The organism is Corynebacterium minutissimum, assembly GCF_000805675.1.
GTDB lineage: Bacteria > Actinomycetota > Actinomycetes > Mycobacteriales > Mycobacteriaceae > Corynebacterium > Corynebacterium minutissimum.
The window spans coordinates 233420-251053 of record NZ_JSEF01000004.1 but is presented as its reverse complement, the minus strand read 5'-3'; the positions used below and the strand labels follow the sequence as shown (position 1 = coordinate 251053).

Sequence of the window (17634 nt, the reverse complement as noted above, 5' to 3'; positions counted from 1 at the left end):
CTCCCCAGTAGTAGCGCTTGATCCACCCCATTTCTAGTTCCCCCATCTTCATGGAAAAATGCTGTGTTATGACAACTCAATCGGCAACCGCAACCACCAAACCCGGTGGCGAGAGCATCCGATTCATCCCGGTACATTCCACTTTGTACCCGTGGCTGGTCACGGTGTTCGTCGTCACCTTCCTCATCTCGAACATCAATGCCACGAAGGGCGTCCAGCTGGGCCCGCTCATTACCGATGGCGCTTTCTTCCTCTTCCCTCTTGCCTACATCGTGGGCGACGTTCTCTCTGAGTGCTACGGCTTCAAGTCCACCCGCCGCGCTGTCTACATCGGCTTCGCCATGGCTATCCTTGCCGCGCTCTCCTTCTACATCGCCATCTGGCTACCTGCCGCGGACTTCTATGAAGGCCAAGAAGCTTTCGAAGCAACTCTCGGCCTGGTTCCGCAGATTCTTGCTGCCTCCTTGGTCGGCTACGTTGTGGGCCAGCTGCTCAACTCTTTCACCTTGGTGAAGATGAAGGCCCGCTCAGGCGAGAAGGGCCTCATCGCCCGCCTTGTTGCGTCCACCGTCGTTGGCGAGTTCGGCGATACTCTACTGTTCTGTGCTATCGCCGCACCCGTCATCGGCATCGATTCCTTCAGTGGCTTCCTGAACTACGTCATCGTGGGCTTCTTGTGGAAGACCGCCTGCGAGGTCATCATGCTTCCGCTGACCACGCTGGTTATCTCCTGGGTCAAGCGCCGCGAGGATTACGTGCCTATCGATGAGGCCGAAACCTCAACGGCAACACAGCCTCAGTAGCAGCGACCCGTCGCGAATTCTCACCCCCTTGGCACACACTGTGCCGAGGGGGTCTATTTCTCTCTTCCTTTCACCCATCTTGCGTAATACGATGCATTCACGGTGACAAAGGAGAATTAATGGCTGCATGTGAAGGCCGTCCGATATCTGATTTTGCCTGCGCAGCGTTTTTAGAACGGGTCGAAGACTACTACGACCTTCAGGAACTGCGCGCAGCAATGGCAGAGGATTCCGGCGAGCGCTTTAACCTCGATGAGGTCTTAAAGGACATCTACGATGCATAAGCATCTACGAACGTCCCTCCTCCCTATCCTTGGCCTTACCACGGCCTTAATCCTTGTGGCGTGCTCGGGCGCCGAGGAAGTCACCACGTCGTCTGAAACGACGAGCGACGCGGCCGCGTCGGAGTCGATGACGGTGAGCAGTGAGACGTCTTCAAGCGCAGCGCCCACTCCTCCCCCACTCAATGAGGGCCCGGCACCAGCACTGACCGGTGCGTTTGAGATGGATGGCCCGGCCACAATCACGGGCGCGACCTATGACTCGATGCCCTTCGTCGTCCCCCTCAACCCGGCCGGTCCGCAGGAGACCATGGTGCGCTGGGTACAAGACTGGGGCGAGTCCCCCGCCACAGCGGAACAGGGCACTACTTACGTGTTGGGCCATGCGTGGGGCCAGCAGAAATTGGTATTCAACCCCTTCTCCGAAGTGGTCACGGCCAACGTGGACCTCACCGCGCCCACGACGGTGGAAGGCCTCGACGGGGAGCAGGTACAGCGCTTTGCGACGTCCACCCTGAACGGCTCCCACATCCGCATGACCTCCGAGGGTGGTGCGGGCCGCGAGTGGATCGTGGATAACGCCTTCCTCATCCCCAAGAATCAGCTCGGCAGCGACGCCGACCTCATGAATACCGAGGTTCCCGGGCGTATCGTGCTCATTGCGTGTGCGGTGGACGGCACATCAGACTTGGAGTACAACGTCATCGTCACCGGTCACTTGGCGTAATAGCGCCCCATAAATTCATCGCGGTAGGCCTCGTAATAGCCGCCGTCGATGGACTCCCGAATGTTATCCACCAGGCGGATCATGAACTCCAGGTTGTGCATGGTGCACAGCGTGCCGGCGAGGAATTCCTTGGCCTTGAGCAAGTGGTGGATGTAGGCGCGGGAGTAGTTCTCCGAGACGTAACCGCCGAATTCCTCGTCCACGCCAGCAAAATCCCGTTTGAAGCGCGCATTGGTGAGGTTGAGGCGTCCGTCGAGGGTGTAGACGCCACCGCGGCGCGCTAGGCGGGTCGGCGCCACACAGTCAAAAGTATCGGCACCAGCCTCAACGGCGGTAAAAATATCATCCGGTTCAGAAATACCCAGCAGGTGCCGGGGCTTATCGACGGGCAGCTCATCGCATACCCACCCCACAATCGTGCCCAGATTCTCCTTCTCTAAAGCACCACCGATGCCGAAGCCACCGAAGCCGCGACGGCCATTTGCCTCGGCACGATCGGAGAGCTCCACCAGCCCACGCGCGGCCTGGCGGCGCAGGTCCTCGTACTGCGCGCCCTGCACCACGCCCCACAGGGACTGGCGCGGTTTCTGCGGGCCGCGGGCGAGCGTCAACCGGTCGTGCTCATCCAGGCAGCGCTGCGCCCAGCGGCGCGTCCGCTCGACGGATTCCTCCTGGTAAGTGCGGGTATCCACGAGCGTGGTGAGCTCGTCGAAGGCAAACATAATGTCCGCGCCCAAGCCATGCTGGATTTGCATGGAGACCTCCGGGGTGAAGCGATGCGTGGAACCGTCGATGAAGGATTTAAAGTCCACGCCGTCCTCATCCACCTGCGCCATGCGCTCTTTCTTGGCCGCGCGGATGTCGGAGTCCGTCAGGTCTGCCACATCCATGGCGAGGACCTTCTTGAAACCCACGCCGAGCGACATGACCTGGAATCCGCCCGAGTCGGTATAGGTCGGCCCATGCCAGTTCTCGAAGGTAGCCACGCCGCCGGCCTCGTCCACGATGTCGTGGCCCGGCTGCAGGTAGAGGTGATAAGCGTTGGACAGGATGGCCTGCGCGCCGGTGGCCCGGATCTGTTCCGGGGTCAGCGTCTTCACCGTGGCCTTGGTGGCCACCGGGATGAAGGCCGGGGTTTGGATATCTCCATGCGGCGTATGGATAACGCCGGTGCGGCCGTGCTTTCCCGGTTGTGCTGGACCACTTAGGTCCAGCTCCTTCTTCACATCGAAGGACAGGTCGGTCTCAAGCTGCGGCTTAGGGTGGGTCATAGGGAACTATTCTACGGGCTGCGCTGCTTTATCCTCTGCTTCACGGGATGCTGCTGCGTGTTTGCGCTCCCATTCTTCCTCGAGTGCGGTGCCCTCGATGTCCAGCTGCGGGATCAGCTTGTCCAGCCATTTCGGCATCCACCAGGTAGTGTGCCCCATGAGGAACATGGTGGCGGGGACGAGGGACATGCGGACTAGGAAGGCGTCGAAAAGCACGCCCGCTGCCAGCGCGAAGCCGAAGATCTGGATGAAGGGCAGGGGCTGGCTGATAAAGGCCACGAAGACGGAAATCATGATGATGGCCGCAGCAGTAACCACGCGGGCACCGGCGGTAAAGCCGGCGATAGTCGCCTCATCGTTGGCGTTGTACTTGCTGTACTTCCCGCCACTGCCCTGCGGGAAACGGGAGAAATGCTCGCGCATGCGGGTGACCAGGAAAACCTGATAATCCATGGCAAGGCCGAAGGTCACGCCGATGAGGAAGATGGGCATGAAGGAAATCAGCGGGCCCGGCGCGGGCACCAGTCCGGTGAAGCCGTCCTGCCACACCAGCACGGTCAGACCGAAGGCACCGCCGACGGAGAGCAGGAAGCCTAAGCCGGCCACCAGCGGGACCAAGATGGAGCGGAAGACCGCCAGCAGCAGGAAGATGGCCAGGCCCACCACGATGGCAAGGTATGGCCCCATGGCTTCTTCGAGGCGCTCGGTGATGTCGAGCTGCACCGCGGTCAGGCCCGTCATGCCGATCTCGGCACCGGTGGCATCCTCCAGCTCCGCACCGGCAGTACGCAGGGCGGAGGCGGTGCCAACCGTGGCATCATCCGTCGGCGCCGTGGTAGGGCTGACCATGATCTGCGCGGACTTCATGTCTTTGCTCACCCCCACCAGCTGGGCGTGCTTGACACCGCCCACTTGATTCAGGCGCTGCACGGAATAGATGAAGGAAGAAAGGGCCGCCTTCTTCTGCTCGTCCTCTTCACCCTCCTGGCCCTGGATATAGGGCTGCAAGGCTGCGGAATCCGGGTTGGCGTTAGCGCCATCCACGATCACCAGGAAGGGGCCGTTGATGCCGGGGCCGAAGCCTTCGGAGAGCAGATCCGCCGCCTTGCGCTGGGTGGTATCCGGATTAGACGTGGTATCCGCCGGAAGCGCCAGCTCCATGTGCAAGACCGGGGCGGTCAAAGCACCGAGTCCGAGCACCACCAGGGCCATGACGACACCGGGGACACGCTGAACCGTGCGCACCCAACGGTTACCCATCGTTGGTTTCGTACGGCGCGGGCGGCGCTTCGTGGGGTTGCCGGCCACGCCGGGGATGCGCCCGGCGAAGGCTTTATCACCGAGCAGGCCCAGCATCGCGGGCACCAAGGTCAGCGCCACAAGCACGGCCATGAAGACCGTGCCCGCAGCGGCCAGGCCCATGGCGGTAAGGAAGCTGATGCGTGCCACGAGCAGAGCGAAGAGCGCGATGAAGACCGTCGCACCGGCAAAGACCACGGAGGAGCCCGCCGTGCCGACGGCCATGCCGGCGGCATCCGGCCCGTCCATGCGGGAGCGCTCCTGCCGGTAGCGCGACATGATGAACAGCGCGTAGTCGATACCCACGGCCAAACCGATCATGACGGCCAGAACCGGGGTGAGGTTGTTGAGCTCAATCCAGTGGGTGGCAATCATGACGCCCATCGCACCCAGGCCCACGCCCACGACCGCGGAGATAAGCGGCATGCCAGCGGAGGCCAGCGAACCGAAGGTAATAATGAGGACGATAAACGCCACGGCGAGGCCGATGACCTCAGAAATCGAGTTGACCTGGATTTCATCACCGAAGCCCGCACCGCCGGCTTCTACCTCCAGGCCCGCGGCGCGACCAATATCCATGGCTTCATGGACCACGTCTTTATCCGCGGGGTCGACTGAATAGGGGCTTTCCGCGTCAAAGTCGAAGGTGGTATAAGCAATCGTCTCATCAGCATTAACCATGGCCAGGTTGTCGGCATCCGCCCGTGCGGTCTCCTCCGGCAATCCCATGGATGTGAACTGCTCAATGACTTGCTGCTGAAGTGCTGGCGATACGTCAAGCGGGTTGCCCCAACGCTGTTGGCTGCCCTCCGGTATATCTAAGCCCTCAGCAATGTGGCGCACCACATCCCCCACCGCTACCTCATTCTGCGGATCGCTGAGCTTCTCACCTTCCGGGGCCTTGAAGACGAGGTTGACCGTCGGCGCATTGGCCGGGTTGCCGTTCTCCGGGAAGAGCTCCACCGCGCGGCGGGTGGCGTCAATAGCGGGCGTGCCGCTGATGGAGTACTCCGTGGTCATCGGCTTCATTAAGCTCAAGGTCGCTCCGCCCGCAGCCGCCACAATGAAGATCCAGGCGATGATGACCTTCCATCGATTGATGTAAGACCAGCGGCCTAGGTGGTAAAGCAGCTTTGCCACGGAAATTCCCCTTCACATGCGCGATTATTGCTCGCGGAAGCTTTGGCGGTGGACACGAATGTGCACCAGTTTAACCAGTTGGGCTGTGAAGCCCTAACGGTCCCGTAAGAGCTCTACCAGCCCTGCGGAGTATGGCCTGCGCTACAATGTGGAGCTACTGAAGTGCTCTAGGAGACCCGCCATGTCTACTTTCGTCATCGTCGCCGTCGCGGCCATCCTTCTCATTGCCATCCCAGCGGGCATGATGAGCCGGCGGATTCACAAACGTACGGAAGACCACGACCCCGAGGCGCGCCAAGCCGCGCTGGATTTCCAAAGAGATGTTGATAGAGGGCGGGCTGGCTTCTAAAACATAAAAGGACCGGCACCCCAGAGCTAAAAACTGGAGTGCCGGATGTGGCGGTGGCGGCGGGATTTGAACCCGCGGTTGGGGGTTACCCAACAATCGCTTTCGAGGCGATCACCTTCGGCCGCTCGGACACGCCACCGCGTTCCAGATTACGGGAGTCGTCCCGAGCGACAAAATCGCTGCCCACGCCAGGCGGCGGGGACAGCGATTCAGCTACCTAAGGCTAGGAATTAGTCCTTGAGGTTACCGATAACCTCGTTGGCCTTATCCTTGACGCCCTCGACGGCGTCGGAAGCCTTCTGCTTGGCCTCAGAGGTGACCTGGTCGGCCTTGCCCTCGTTCTCCAGCTTCTCGTTGTCGCTTACGTTGCCAGCAGCTTCCTTAGCCTTGCCAACGAACTCGTCCTTCTTGTTCTCGAAATCACCCATGATTTTCTCCTTAATATCTACGTCTCTCACGTGGGCCACCCAGCCTACACGCGAATCGGAAGGTGGATCCGGGGCCACTACCCAACTCAGGGCTACTCGCTGCTTCCGCGCAGACCCCCAAAGAAGCTCGTGAGCAGCTCCGCGCACTCCTCCTCCAGCACTCCACCGCGTACCTCGGGCACGTGGAGGGCGCCGGGGGCGCGGAGGACGTCAACAAGCGAGCCGCACGCCCCCGTCTTCGGCTCAAAAGCGCCAAAGACCACCGAGGACACCCGGGAAGCTTGAATCGCGCCTGCGCACATCGCGCAGGGTTCCAGGGTGACGACCAGCTCGCAGCCTTCCAGCCGCCAGCCATCGCCGTGCGCGCGCACCGCCTGGCGGATGGCTTCCACCTCTGCATGCGCGGTGGGGTCATTCAGCTGCTCGCGGCGGTTAACGCCGGTGGCGAGTTCGTTACCGGAGGCGTCGTAAAGCACGGCACCCACCGGGATATCCCCCGCCGGCGTGGTCCGTGCAACCTCCAGAGCGCGGCGCATGCGAGACTCCGCGCGCACCAGGCCCGCTGCTGGTTTAAGAGTCATCCGAGTCGAGGCCGTCGATGAAATCCTCCAGCTCATCACCAAAGCCCAGCTCGCCGGCAATGCGCAGGAGCATATCGGAAGGCCAATCCTCATCGTTGTCAATGATGTAGCCCACTTGATCCTCATCAAGGCCGAGGTCAGCGAAGATGTCGAAGTCACCGTCGCCATAAGGGTCGGCGTCCTCCCACTCATCTTCGTCTAGATCCGGGATGTCGAGATCGCGCAGGTCGAGGAAATCCGCGGCGAAGTCGTCTTCGGCGGCATAGGTGGCGTCGGAAAGCAGCATGCGCACATCCCCCGGCACTGGGCGGACCACGACGAAATAGTCATCCTCCACGCACAACAGCGCAAAGGCCGCACCCTCGGAACGCAGGTTGCGCACTGCCTTAATGGAGGTGTTGACGTTAGTGAAGTCATCCTCGAAGGGGCGAATCACCCATCCGTGCTCGCTGCGGGCAACGGTGATGGAAAAAGACAGATCGTCGTGGCTCATACCTCGTCAGATTAGTCGGGTTGTGCCACAATTGTCACCGTGAGTTCTCAAGATGTTCAACGCCCCGTCTGCATTATCGGCCTCGGCCTCATTGGTGGTTCCCTGCTGCGTGACCTCGCCGCAAGCAACCATCCGGTGTACGGCTACAACCACTCCACGTCCGGTGCCCGCATTGCTGTGAAACAGGGCTTTGACGTCACCGATGACCTCCCCGCCATTCTTCGCCGCGCGGAGGAAGACAAGGCGCTCATCGTTATCGCGGTGCCCATGGATGCGGTTGCCTCGGTTCTTGACGCCATTCAGGAACACGCCCCGAGCTGCGGCTTTACGGATGTCGTCTCGGTGAAGGCGGAAATCCGCCAACTCGTTGTTGAACGTAACATGCACCCGCGCTACGTGGGCGGCCACCCCATGGCAGGTACGTCCAAGTCCGGCTGGGAGAACTCGCAGACCGGCCTGTTCAACCGCGCTGCCTGGGTTATTACTTATGACTACGCCGCCGAGTGCGACGCGCGCGGCGAACGTATCCCGACCGAGTGGGAGAATATTTTCGCTGATGTTGTCCGCATGACGCAGATGGTCCATGCAGAAGCCGTGCCGGTGCGCGTGGCGAACCACGATGCTGCGGTTGCTCGCATTTCTCATCTGCCGCACGTGCTGGCAGAGACCCTCGCGGTAGTGGGCGATAATGGCGGCATCCTGGCGCAGTCCCTGGCGGCTGGCTCTTTCAAGGACGGCACGCGCGTGGCCGGTACCCGCCCGGACCTGGTTCGCCAGATGTGTGAGACCAACGCGACGGCTTTGGTCACCGCCCTGGATGAGGCGATTGAGTTGATGCAGTCTGCCCGTGACTCGCTGGCTTCAGATGAGCCTTCAATCGCCGAGCTTGCCGACGCTGGCTACAGAGCCCGCACCCGCATCGAAGCCCGATCCGGTGCTCGTAAGGAATCCGTTTCTCCGGTCAAGATTTCTTCCCGCCCGGTGCTGCGCCTGCACCCAGGTGCACCGAATTGGGTAGCGCAGTTACGCCAGACGGAATCCTTAGGTGGGCGCATCGAGATCTTCTAGTCGGCTCTGACAGCGAATATCAGCCGGAAGGCGGTTCTGTCCATAGGGCAGCCCGCAGTTAGCAAAAGGCATCTTGCAGATGGCATCTGTCAAAAGGCGTTTTCTCGCCTGAAAACGCCTTTTGGGGTGTGCACATGGCGTTTTTGGCCCCTAAAACGCCTTCTAGCGGATGCCTTTTGTGGGGCGCCATTTGTCGACGGTTTGTGGGGTGCCATCTAGCGACCGACCGTGAAGCAGCGTGCGCGGTGGCGTAGTGCGGTGGCGTGGGGCACTTAGTCGCGGAAGGTGTCGTCGCGGCGCTTGCGAGCTTGGGACTCATCGCGCGTGATGCCGAGGAGCGGGTAGCCCATGAGGCCCGCTGCTAGGCCCACCGGCAACAACCACAACATGCCGGAGGCCAACCACAGAACTAGGCCGAGGATGGCACCAGCGATCAGACACGGAACGAGTTTCTCCTTCATGGAGATTCAGCCTAGTTGGTACCCCGCGCGGCGACAGACTTGCGGTTAAGCAAACGCGAGAAGATGGCGATCGCGATAAGTCCGACTACCGCGGCAATGCTCGCTGGCCACGCGACAAAGGCACTGACCTGCATAGTTGTTGGTGGCGCCGGGGAGTTATCGGCGTTGAGAACGCCGTCGGTATCCCGACCACTGGTGATGTCCTCGATCCAATCGCGGACTTCGACTACCGACGTAATAGCAGCAGTCGGGGAAGGCAGGTCCGGATCTGCATTCGACGTGCCAGCGGTGGCCACACCGACGAGATGGCCATTGACGAAGAACGGTCCGCCGGAGTCGCCGCCCTGCATGCCCTCACCATTGAGGGACTTCACATCCATGATGGCAGCGGCAATCATCGGCCCCACTCCCCCAAGCTCACCAGCTGGGATGCTTTCCGCGCCACCTGGGCCCGAGGTGATGTCTGGCATCTCGCCGCCCTTCATCACCTGGGGAGCGTCGGACGAGCCAGGGGCGGGAGCGACCATTCCGCCAGGTCCGTTTGGTGCGGGAACGGCCATGCCGCCAGGAGTCATGGCACCGGAATCACCCGGCGCAGTTGCTTCTCCTCCTGGAGCTACCGGCGTCATCTTCTGGCCGGATTCGTCTGGGCTCGCCGGCGGGGTGCCGCCGGATAGCAATTCGCCGACTTCCATCTCGGCCATCGGCAGCTGACCCTTGCGGGCCATGCGGGAGCTGCTGCTCCAGCCGTAGAAGTGGCCTTTCTCACCGGCGGTGGGAACTGCATCCGCGAGCTTGGCAGGCTTGATGCCCTCGACGGGTTCGGTCAGGTGCATAAGGCCGGCGTCGATAGTCGGTGAAACCGCCCAGGAGTCCACGTCATACACGCGGGTGTCTTTGCCCTGGCCAAAGCGTGCCTGCGAGCCCTCGTTATTGACGGACTCCAAGCAGTGGCGGGCGGTGAGCACCCACTGCTCGGCCACCAGTGTGCCGGTGCAATCGCCAAAGTTACCGATCTTGCCCATGCGCAGCGCGGCCACGGCAGCGCTTTCCTCCGACTGAGGTGCGGGTTGGGCGAATTCCAAGGCCATGGCCGGCGCAGCGCCCAGCCCCACGGCCACAAAGCTGGCCAGGGCAGCAGTTATCTTTCGTGCCACCATTACGCGGCCACCTCCTTGATTGCCCAAGCCACGGCCCTCTCGGCCGGGCCCTTTCCACAGAACTTCTTCCACAGCGCGCTCAACAGAAGGAACGCGAGCACAAAGCCCACTGCTGCCATGGTGTTGTGCAGCGAGACATTCGCCTGCCAATAACGAGCGGTGAGAATGTGCAGGATATAGATGGTCAGAGACATCGAACCCAATGCCGCGAAGGGGAAGGTCAAGCGCGGCAGCTGACGGCCAATGATCAGGCACAGGTGCAGCACCACCGCAGTGACCGCCACGGAGAGAAGGATTTCACCAAGCACACCCGTATGCCCGGTAAAACGCAGCCAGCCTGGAATGTCCGGGTTGAAGCGCTGCCACAGGCCGATGCCGGCGACAACGACAGCCACCGCGGTAGTGATGGCTTGGGCGCGGGTGGGGCGGGTGAGGTAGACGTCGTAAAGCAGCATGCCCGCCACCATGTACGCCAGGAACGCCACGAGGGGGTAGACCTGCGGGAGGGTGTAGGGCGCGTAGAGCACCGTGGCGCCCGCAGTAGCCAGCGCAAAGAGCAGAACCTTCCAGACGGTGGCGAGCGGCGGCACCCAGGCGGTGAGAGCCATGGCCGCGCCCATGACCACGAGCACCACCTGAATCTCACCGCCCACAGGCAGCAAGGCCACGCCGATGAGCATGACCAGCAGGCCGCGGGCAACCAGCTTGAGGAAAACTCGCAGCGAGTAATCGCGGGCAAGAATCATCATCGTGGTACCTGCGATAATGGCGAACCCCGCCGCCGGCAACCCGGAGAGCACCACTTTGGCGCTCCACACCAGGTTGGCCATGTGCAGAATAATCATCCCGATGATGGCCAAGGAACGTGCAATATCGAGGCCCACTATTCGGGCACGCGCTGACACCTATTCATCTCCTTGCAGTCGAAAACGTCGAAAGACCGACCAGTGGCTCTGGCCGGTCTTCTTATTTGTGTTGGTGTTCAGCTCTGCGTTTCACGCAGCGCTGCGTGATGTGCGTCTCAGCGAGTGAGTGCGATGGCTTGGTCCCCGTTCACAAGGTAGATGCGCTGCGGCGTTACGCTTTATTACCGATCGCAGTAGCCATATCTCTGCTTTAGCCACGCCATTTAACCGACAACAGCCACGTTCCTTTATTGGTTGGTACGCATACTCCAATGCCGCTGAACTTAGCTTCGTATTCCCGTAGGCACCAGTGTTTCCTCGGGGTCATCTAAGGAAACGACTTGGACTACCGATGTCCCCTCTACTGCAATGGTTCCCACTGGCACCTTGACAGTAGCTGCCTGCGCAATGGGCGAAGCACCTGCTACGGTTGCCATCGACAGAGCAGCCGCTCCGATAAGTTTCACGTTTACTTTCAAAGCTCCCCCCGAACCAAAATGAAAATGAATTCTAACAGCAATAATGCCATACTTCAGCTATTAAAGCAGGCCGCGCCTGACATAGATTCTTCCCATTTCCCAATCACCGCCACCTTCATACAGCGCTTGGAAACTCTGTCCGAGCAGTACCCCAACGAGGACGGGAGCATCAACTCCGATCGGTTGGCCCTATCACTCATAACAATGATTGGCGCGCTTGAAGAACGGAGCAACTATTTAGAGGAAAAGCTGCAGGCTGCCGTTCCGAAACGATAGTCAATCAGTCGAATAAGCTTGATACATAGCTGGCCCGTGCCGACAGGACACACCGCGCTATCTTTGACACTCCTAAACCCGTGATTGACGTCTAAAGCCTGACCAATGGTTCTGCTTGGTCGTATCTATGGTCGTTTTCAGCTCTGCGTTTCACGCAGCGCTGCGTGATGTGCGTCTCAGCGGGTAAGCGCGATAGCTTGATCCCCACGCACGAGGTAAATGCGCTGAGGCGTTGCGGAGGCATCCCGGTCCACCATTACCTTTGCCGGTTCGGACAGGAACACAACGAAGGGAAGGTCAACCTTTCCTCCAGAGCAGGCCTTATCCGTCAGCATGCTGAGCTCCACGCCACCCTCAACCAAGGTGAAATCGCCGCCGTTACAGGGCAACCACACCGCCTGGTTCTGAAAATTCAAGGAGAAGTCCTCTGGGCTCGCCTCAGACTCCCACCTGAAAGCAGTGATGTGCTCCATCTGCTCATCGTTTGCCTCGACCAGTCCCGCGGGTGTGCCCGTGATGATGCCATGCTTGGCGACGTTTAACCCCCACGCCTCCGAGCTCCCCGCCAGCTCCGAGGAACCCGCGCTAGAAAACAGCGAGGAGATAAATAGCAGGATGGCGGTGAGAATCGCTTTGATCATATTTCAGAACACTACCGGGTTTGCCCAGCCCACGGAGTCGAAAACGAGAAAAGCCACCCGAAGGCGGCGAAAAAATTTGGTGTGCCCAGAGGTGTCTGGTTCGGAGAAATCGTTCCGAATGTCTCATGAGATCGTTCCGGTAGAAAGCCCTGAAGCCACTACCGCCCCGACACGACGAAAAGCGATGTCTTGAGACATCTATCCTCTGCGGCTTTCCACACCGAAGTGGCGGCTGCTGAAAATATGCCTGTGTGAGGCCCAGTTCGGGTGCTTCTAGCGCTTTCGGGAGCAGTTCTAGAAGTGTCTCAACCTATGAACGACAGCTGAGGTCGGAACTATTATCGCGTTTAAAGACCACAAATGGGGCACAATCTCGGCCCACACAGTTCCCTGTCCTCAGGAGTATCCGAGGCGTTGCGGCTATCCGATTCTCGGGCTCCAGCCCACAGCCCTGGGTCTCGCACACCTGTCACTGTCATTCACCGTAGATAAGGGCTAAAAATCACAAATTTCTGGACCTTATCTACCGTGAATGTAGCCTCAAGCCTCAATGTCGGCCTCAGCTTCGAAAACGAAAAATCTCGAGACACCGACCGGAACGATGTCTCGAGACTTCACATGGTGCGCCCGGAGGGATTCGAACCCCCAACCTTCTGATCCGTAGTCAGATGCTCTATCCGTTGAGCTACGGGCGCAGTCCGTTGGCAAGCAGTGCGTGCGCTCTGCCGTGCAACGAGGAATAACTATACCCACACGCCCGAAAACTGACAAATCCCCTTGTCAATGCATGTTTTCGCCCGCGCGAATGGGCATAGCAATTCACCCCGTGTTCACCTTTATGAGGGACTAAACGAGGTCAGCCACTTCGGCGTCGGACAGCACGGCGTTACGGAAGGCCCTGAGGGTGGACTCGTGATCGAAGTCGATACCGATGAGCACGAGTTCGGTGCCGGGCGTGACGCCGTTAGCAGCCCATAGGGACGCCGGCATGATCTGCAGGTTGGGGCCGGCCTGCTGCCAAGCGTGAGCTACGCGCAGATCGGTATCAATCCAGCAATAACCCTTCGAACGCACCAGGCCGGTGCTGGCGCGCAGGGCCTTGAGCAGACGCTCGCGGTTGAAGGGGCGGTCAGCGCGGAAGACCACGGAGGAGATGCCATACTCCTCGGTTTCGGGGGTGTGTGGGTTGGCCAGTTCCTCCGCGTAGCCGTGGTAGGTCGCGGCGGTGGCGGTGTCATAGAGGTGGGCGTCGAGAACCAGCGTGGGGTCGATGACACCGTTGGTGACGGGCACGACGCGGGCGCGAGGGTTCATGGCACGCACGGTGGCAATGACGCGCTCGGTTTCGGCGGCCTCCACTAGGTCCGTCTTGGTGATGAGGATAAGATCGGCGAATTCGACCTGGTCCACGAGGAGGTCGGCGATGGTGCGGTCGTCGTCAGGCGTGGCCTCGATGTTCTCAGAGACCAGGCTGCGGCCGCGGCGAAGATTAGCCAGAAACGTGGAGGCGTCCACGAGGGAGACCATGGTGTCGATGGGGGCGGCATCGGCAAGCGTGGTCCCATCTTCAAATTCCCACTCGAAGGTGGCAGCGACAGGCATGGGCTCAGAAATGCCGGTGGACTCGATGACAATCTGGTCGAAGTGTCCGGACCGGGCAAGCTTGCCGACGGACTCAATGAGATCCTCGCGCAACGTACAGCAAATGCAGCCGTTGGAGAGCTCAACGAAACGGTCTTCGCCGCGTTCAAGATGGCCCTCGCCGGCGACGAGGGCGGCATCGATATTGACTTCGGAGAAGTCATTGACAACAACTGCCAGCTTGCGCCCCTCACGGTTAGCAAGCAGGTGGTTGAGAAGGGTGGTCTTTCCGCTGCCTAAAAATCCGGACAGCACGGTAACGGGTGTAGCCATCCCGTAATGATAACGTTTTTCAATACTGGAGGGCTACAGAACCAACCCAAACACCGGAATGGCAAGCAGGTAAACGGTGATGGTGATGAGCACACAGCCAATCAGGTTGAGGCCGATACCACCCTTGATCATGTCGCCGATCTTGACGTAGCCAGAGCCGTAAGCAATCGCGTTCGGCGGAGTTGCCACCGGCAGCATGAACGCACAGGTTGCGGCCAGCGCCACCGGGATGGTGAGCAGCAGGACATTGATGTCGCCATTCTGGGTAAGACCGATGCCCACAGCCACGCCGCCCATAATGGGCAAGAAGGTCGCAGCGGTTGCGGTGTTGGAGGTGATCTCCGTCAGGAAGAGCACGAGCAGGGCCACCGAACCGATGAGCAGGATGGTCGGCAGACTACCCAGCCCCTTGGCCATCTCACCAATCCACAGGGACAGGCCGGACTTGTTGAACATCGAGGACAAGGACAGGCCGCCGCCGAAGAGCAGGAGAACATCCCACGGCATTTCGTTCGCAGTCTTCCAGTCCAGAAGGCGCACACCGCTCTTGGCATCAGCTGGGATGGTGAAGAGCAGCAGGCCAGCAGCGATGCCCACGATGGCATCGTCGTAGTTCGATTCCTTATCTACGAAGAACGGGATAATCACCCAGGCAAGCGCAGCAGCCAGGAAGATAATGCCCGTCATGACCTGCGGGCCGGTCCATGGGCCGAGCTTTTCAATCTCGGAATCGATGAGCTCACGGCCGCCCGGAATCTTGTCTACCTCAGGCTTAAACACCGTAATGAGCAGGAACCACGCAATAAACAGGAAGATGAATGCCAGCGGCATGCCCACCATCATCCACTTACCAAAGCCCAGGACGATTCCGTGGGATTCCTTCATGTAGCCAGACAGCAGGGCGTTCGGAGGGGTACCGATGAGCGTGCCCAGCGAGCCAATCGACGCCGAGTAGGCAATACCCAGCATGAGGGCCGTAGCGAACTTCTTCTGGTTCGCCATGCCACCCACGGCATCAGCGGTAAGAGAAAGAACCGAAATACCGATCGGCAGCATGACCACCGCGGTAGCAGTGTTGGACACCCACATGGACAAGAAGCCGGTAGCCAGCATGAAGCCGAGGATCAGCTGCTTCGGCGAGGTACCAACAACCTTCACCACGAACAGCGCCATACGACGGTGCAGGTTCCAGCGCTGCAGGGCCAGGGCGATGAGGAAGCCACCCATGAACAAGAAAATGGTGGACGAGGCATAGGGCGCGCCCACATCCTTAATAGTGCCAACGCCGGCCAGCGGGAAGATGACCAGCGGTAAGAGCGCGGTGGCGGCCAGAGGGATGGCCTCCGTCATCCACCACACACCCATGAGAATGGTCACGGCCGCTACGGCGCGCAGCGCGCTCTGGGTGTATTCCGTGTCATCCTTAGCACCGGGCGATTGCAGCACGGTGTCGACGGCGTTGCTCGGGAAAATAAACCACACGAGAGCAGCCAAAACGAGCCCGAGGATAAGGCCAATAGCCATGCGACGCCATTCGCGCGTATCAACGCCGTGGTCGTCTTCACCCTCCGTGTGCGATGTTGAGACGTGAGTATGCGGGGTAGTCATCTGCCCCCTCCTTTTCCTGGTTAACCAGCCCCCCATTCAGCCGAGAGAGAGTTATAGGGATCGCCGAATGGGCCTACACGTTTAGGTTATCGAGGTCACAGACCGCCAACAAACACTTTCCGGTCATTACCCCCACTCAGGCCGCAGATTCACCCCTGTTCGCAAAATCTTTTGCAGATTAGCTGCAAAGAATGCTCACCAATGTGTGGGCAGTCCGCACCCAATTCCCTTCTTCCGCAGATCCCCAGACCTCGATCCCGCAACCTGCAGGTGGGCGTCGCCAAGCGCTTGCCGACGCCCCACCACCCACCAGGGTGTTTCGGGATCGAGCTCTGGGGGTTTGGTGCTACCAGACGGCGGCGAAGGCAACTGCCCCGAGGAGCATCGTGCCCAGCGCAACTGCGGCGAGCGCCGGAGCTCCGGGCAGGGCGGGCGATTGGGCTCGAGCCAGGATCTCGTCAGCATGGCGAAGCTTGGCGGTGGCCAACCACAGCACAACACCCACTACTACTCCAACAATCAGAGCCGCCCATGGCGCAACGGAACGAACGACCAGCAAACCCGCGATGAGGCCGGCTAGGCCCGTGCGCTGCCAGGCTAAGCGGGTGCGCTCAGGTTGGAGGCCGGGATCAAAAAGCTCGCTCACGCTAGCAGCTCGCCCACCAGAATCATCAGGCCGATGATGATCACCACACCAACAATCAACGCCAACGCCGGACTGGCCGGGAGCGGACGCCCATGACGCATCGCGCGCTCAGAGGCACCCCAGTGAAACCATGCCACTGCCGGCAGGATGATGGCTACGATCAGCATGATGACGGAAACGACGCGAGTCAACGTGCTGTTCAGGGGCAGCTCGAAGGTCTCCAGAGCCACACCACCCGCGATAAAGGCCAACGACGTGCGGATCCACGCCAAAAAGGTGCGCTCATTAGCCATACTGAAGCGCGGGTCGGGTTCTTCCCCTGTTCCATACACCGAGCCCGGAAAACGTGCCTTCGTCATACGCGCCACTGTAGTGCCCCACTCCTCGCTCCACAGTGCGAGGCACCCCAGACGCCGTGCCTAGGACTGCGAGAAGGCCTCAAGATCTGCGGGGCTACCGGCGACGACGATGAGGTCGCGGTGGGTGAGCTCGGTGCCGTCGACAAGCGGGCGCCATTGGCCGGGCCCCTCACAGCGTGAGATGAGCTGGACGTTGTGTTCCTCCCACACCTGGTGGAGGTTGAGCGGGCCCTTGCTTATCGACGCCGGCGGGGTCATCGCCGTCACGCCATAGTCGGTGGCGATCTCCGCAAAGTCCTCGAAGCGCCCGCCCAACAGGTGTGCCACGCGGCGGCCCGTATCGCGCTCCGGGCGGATCACGTGGTGCACTCCCAGTTGGCGCAGGATACGGGCGTGCGCATCCGAATCTGCCTTGGCCCAGATATCGCTCACCCCGAGCTCCACGAGGTTGGAGGCCGTAAGGATGGAATCCTCCAGATCCGAACCGATGGCCACGACCACGCGCTCTACTTCATCAACACCCAGCTGGCGGAGGGCCTCGGCGTCGGTAGTATCCGCGGTCACCGCCTCGGTGAGGTACGCAGCGTGTTCGCGCACGTGCTTCTCCTCGGCATCGATTCCGAGGACCTCCACTCCATGCTCCATCAGCTCGCGGGCCAGGGAAGAACCGAACCGCCCCATGCCAATGACAACAACCGGCGGAATATTGATGGAAGACTTTTCACGCCGCAGGGCGCTGAACATG

Annotated in this window: 19 protein-coding genes and 2 tRNA genes; 5 read left to right on the top strand and 16 right to left on the bottom strand. The window is 60.6% G+C overall.

What is annotated here, in order from left to right:
• The first annotated feature begins 68 nt into the window (after positions 1–68).
• The 3 genes from NX84_RS01990 to NX84_RS01980 all read left to right on the top strand — a co-directional run bounded on the left by NX84_RS01990 (position 69) and on the right by NX84_RS01980 (position 1811).
• On the top strand, positions 69–803 hold the full coding sequence (locus tag NX84_RS01990) for a queuosine precursor transporter (protein ID WP_052319615.1): 735 nt from the start codon (positions 69–71) through the stop codon (positions 801–803).
• Between the two features lie 119 nt (positions 804–922).
• A complete protein-coding gene (locus tag NX84_RS12905) occupies positions 923–1087 on the top strand; it encodes a DUF6290 family protein (protein ID WP_169744695.1) in 165 nt (54 codons plus the stop codon).
• Positions 1080–1811 carry a sortase family protein gene (locus tag NX84_RS01980; RefSeq protein WP_039673183.1) on the top strand — a complete coding sequence of 244 codons (732 nt, stop codon included), beginning with the start codon at positions 1080–1082 and terminating at the stop codon, positions 1809–1811. Before NX84_RS12905 ends, NX84_RS01980 begins: the two co-directional genes overlap by 8 nt.
• Here the strand turns inward: NX84_RS01980 and tgt are convergent.
• On the bottom strand, positions 1799–3082 hold the full coding sequence (gene tgt, locus NX84_RS01975) for a tRNA guanosine(34) transglycosylase Tgt (RefSeq protein WP_039673181.1): 1284 nt from the start codon (positions 3080–3082) through the stop codon (positions 1799–1801). The genes NX84_RS01980 and tgt overlap by 13 nt on opposite strands.
• A 6-nt stretch (positions 3083–3088) precedes the next feature.
• The gene (locus NX84_RS01970; protein WP_039673179.1) at positions 3089–5521 is read right to left on the bottom strand and encodes an MMPL family transporter; all 2433 of its coding nucleotides are present in this window, start codon (positions 5519–5521) and stop codon (positions 3089–3091) included.
• Between the two features lie 181 nt (positions 5522–5702).
• Here NX84_RS01970 and NX84_RS12900 point away from each other — a divergent pair, with 181 nt between their 5' ends.
• Entirely contained in the window at positions 5703–5870 is a 168-nt protein-coding gene (locus NX84_RS12900) for a hypothetical protein (RefSeq protein ID WP_010188407.1), read from the top strand.
• Positions 5871–5918: 48 nt separating this feature from the next.
• On the opposite strand, the gene NX84_RS01965 is transcribed toward NX84_RS12900, so the two are convergent.
• The 4 genes from NX84_RS01965 to NX84_RS01950 all read right to left on the bottom strand — a co-directional run bounded on the left by NX84_RS01965 (position 5919) and on the right by NX84_RS01950 (position 7372).
• Positions 5919–6009 (bottom strand) — tRNA-Ser (locus NX84_RS01965).
• A gap of 91 nt (positions 6010–6100) precedes the next feature.
• Positions 6101–6298, bottom strand: a complete 198-nt coding sequence (locus NX84_RS01960) for a CsbD family protein (protein WP_010188406.1) — start codon at positions 6296–6298, stop codon at positions 6101–6103.
• Positions 6299–6390: 92 nt separating this feature from the next.
• Entirely contained in the window at positions 6391–6834 is a 444-nt protein-coding gene (locus NX84_RS01955; protein WP_039673311.1) for a nucleoside deaminase, read from the bottom strand.
• A 34-nt stretch (positions 6835–6868) separates the two neighbouring features.
• Positions 6869–7372, bottom strand: a complete 504-nt coding sequence (locus tag NX84_RS01950; RefSeq protein WP_039673176.1) for a tRNA adenosine deaminase-associated protein — start codon at positions 7370–7372, stop codon at positions 6869–6871.
• A 39-nt stretch (positions 7373–7411) separates the two neighbouring features.
• Here NX84_RS01950 and NX84_RS01945 point away from each other — a divergent pair, with 39 nt between their 5' ends.
• Complete coding sequence (locus NX84_RS01945; protein WP_039673174.1) at positions 7412–8440, top strand: prephenate dehydrogenase; 1029 nt, start codon at positions 7412–7414, stop codon at positions 8438–8440.
• A gap of 272 nt (positions 8441–8712) precedes the next feature.
• On the opposite strand, the gene NX84_RS01940 is transcribed toward NX84_RS01945, so the two are convergent.
• The 10 genes from NX84_RS01940 to NX84_RS01890 all read right to left on the bottom strand — a co-directional run bounded on the left by NX84_RS01940 (position 8713) and on the right by NX84_RS01890 (position 17633).
• Entirely contained in the window at positions 8713–8901 is a 189-nt protein-coding gene (locus NX84_RS01940) for a hypothetical protein (protein WP_039673172.1), read from the bottom strand.
• Between the two features lie 11 nt (positions 8902–8912).
• On the bottom strand, positions 8913–10061 hold the full coding sequence (locus NX84_RS01935) for a trypsin-like serine protease (RefSeq protein ID WP_039673170.1): 1149 nt from the start codon (positions 10059–10061) through the stop codon (positions 8913–8915).
• Positions 10061–10966, bottom strand: a complete 906-nt coding sequence (locus tag NX84_RS01930) for a DUF418 domain-containing protein (protein WP_039673167.1) — start codon at positions 10964–10966, stop codon at positions 10061–10063. The genes NX84_RS01935 and NX84_RS01930 overlap by 1 nt, the downstream gene beginning before the upstream one ends.
• A 931-nt stretch (positions 10967–11897) precedes the next feature.
• A complete protein-coding gene (locus NX84_RS01920) occupies positions 11898–12362 on the bottom strand; it encodes a hypothetical protein (RefSeq protein ID WP_039673163.1) in 465 nt (154 codons plus the stop codon).
• Between the two features lie 619 nt (positions 12363–12981).
• Positions 12982–13057 (bottom strand) — tRNA-Arg (locus tag NX84_RS01915).
• A 151-nt stretch (positions 13058–13208) separates the two neighbouring features.
• Complete coding sequence (locus tag NX84_RS01910; protein WP_039673161.1) at positions 13209–14276, bottom strand: GTP-binding protein; 1068 nt, start codon at positions 14274–14276, stop codon at positions 13209–13211.
• Between the two features lie 33 nt (positions 14277–14309).
• Complete coding sequence (locus NX84_RS01905) at positions 14310–15884, bottom strand: SLC13 family permease (RefSeq protein WP_039673159.1); 1575 nt, start codon at positions 15882–15884, stop codon at positions 14310–14312.
• A gap of 346 nt (positions 15885–16230) precedes the next feature.
• Positions 16231–16530 (bottom strand): DUF202 domain-containing protein, encoded by a 300-nt coding sequence (locus NX84_RS01900; protein ID WP_039673157.1) that lies wholly within the window; start codon positions 16528–16530, stop codon positions 16231–16233.
• Positions 16527–16889: a YidH family protein gene (locus NX84_RS01895; protein ID WP_039673155.1), complete on the bottom strand. Its 363-nt coding sequence runs from the start codon at positions 16887–16889 to the stop codon at positions 16527–16529. The genes NX84_RS01900 and NX84_RS01895 overlap by 4 nt, the downstream gene beginning before the upstream one ends.
• A gap of 60 nt (positions 16890–16949) precedes the next feature.
• Entirely contained in the window at positions 16950–17633 is a 684-nt protein-coding gene (locus tag NX84_RS01890; RefSeq protein WP_039673153.1) for a potassium channel family protein, read from the bottom strand.
• Position 17634: the final 1 nt, after the last annotated feature.

Coding starts and splice junctions, on each gene's coding strand:
- NX84_RS01990 (WP_052319615.1), top strand. CDS start 69: ATGACAACTCAATCGGCAACCGCAACCACCAAACCCGGTGGCGAGAGC.
- NX84_RS12905 (WP_169744695.1), top strand. CDS start 923: ATGGCTGCATGTGAAGGCCGTCCGATATCTGATTTTGCCTGCGCAGCG.
- NX84_RS01980 (WP_039673183.1), top strand. CDS start 1,080: ATGCATAAGCATCTACGAACGTCCCTCCTCCCTATCCTTGGCCTTACC.
- tgt (WP_039673181.1), bottom strand. CDS start 3,082: ATGACCCACCCTAAGCCGCAGCTTGAGACCGACCTGTCCTTCGATGTG.
- NX84_RS12900 (WP_010188407.1), top strand. CDS start 5,703: ATGTCTACTTTCGTCATCGTCGCCGTCGCGGCCATCCTTCTCATTGCC.
- NX84_RS01960 (WP_010188406.1), bottom strand. CDS start 6,298: ATGGGTGATTTCGAGAACAAGAAGGACGAGTTCGTTGGCAAGGCTAAG.
- NX84_RS01955 (WP_039673311.1), bottom strand. CDS start 6,834: ATGCGCCGCGCTCTGGAGGTTGCACGGACCACGCCGGCGGGGGATATC.
- NX84_RS01950 (WP_039673176.1), bottom strand. CDS start 7,372: ATGAGCCACGACGATCTGTCTTTTTCCATCACCGTTGCCCGCAGCGAG.
- NX84_RS01940 (WP_039673172.1), bottom strand. CDS start 8,901: ATGAAGGAGAAACTCGTTCCGTGTCTGATCGCTGGTGCCATCCTCGGC.
- NX84_RS01935 (WP_039673170.1), bottom strand. CDS start 10,061: ATGGTGGCACGAAAGATAACTGCTGCCCTGGCCAGCTTTGTGGCCGTG.
- NX84_RS01920 (WP_039673163.1), bottom strand. CDS start 12,362: ATGATCAAAGCGATTCTCACCGCCATCCTGCTATTTATCTCCTCGCTG.
- NX84_RS01910 (WP_039673161.1), bottom strand. CDS start 14,276: ATGGCTACACCCGTTACCGTGCTGTCCGGATTTTTAGGCAGCGGAAAG.
- NX84_RS01905 (WP_039673159.1), bottom strand. CDS start 15,884: ATGACTACCCCGCATACTCACGTCTCAACATCGCACACGGAGGGTGAA.
- NX84_RS01895 (WP_039673155.1), bottom strand. CDS start 16,889: ATGACGAAGGCACGTTTTCCGGGCTCGGTGTATGGAACAGGGGAAGAA.
- NX84_RS01890 (WP_039673153.1), bottom strand. CDS start 17,633: ATGTTCAGCGCCCTGCGGCGTGAAAAGTCTTCCATCAATATTCCGCCG.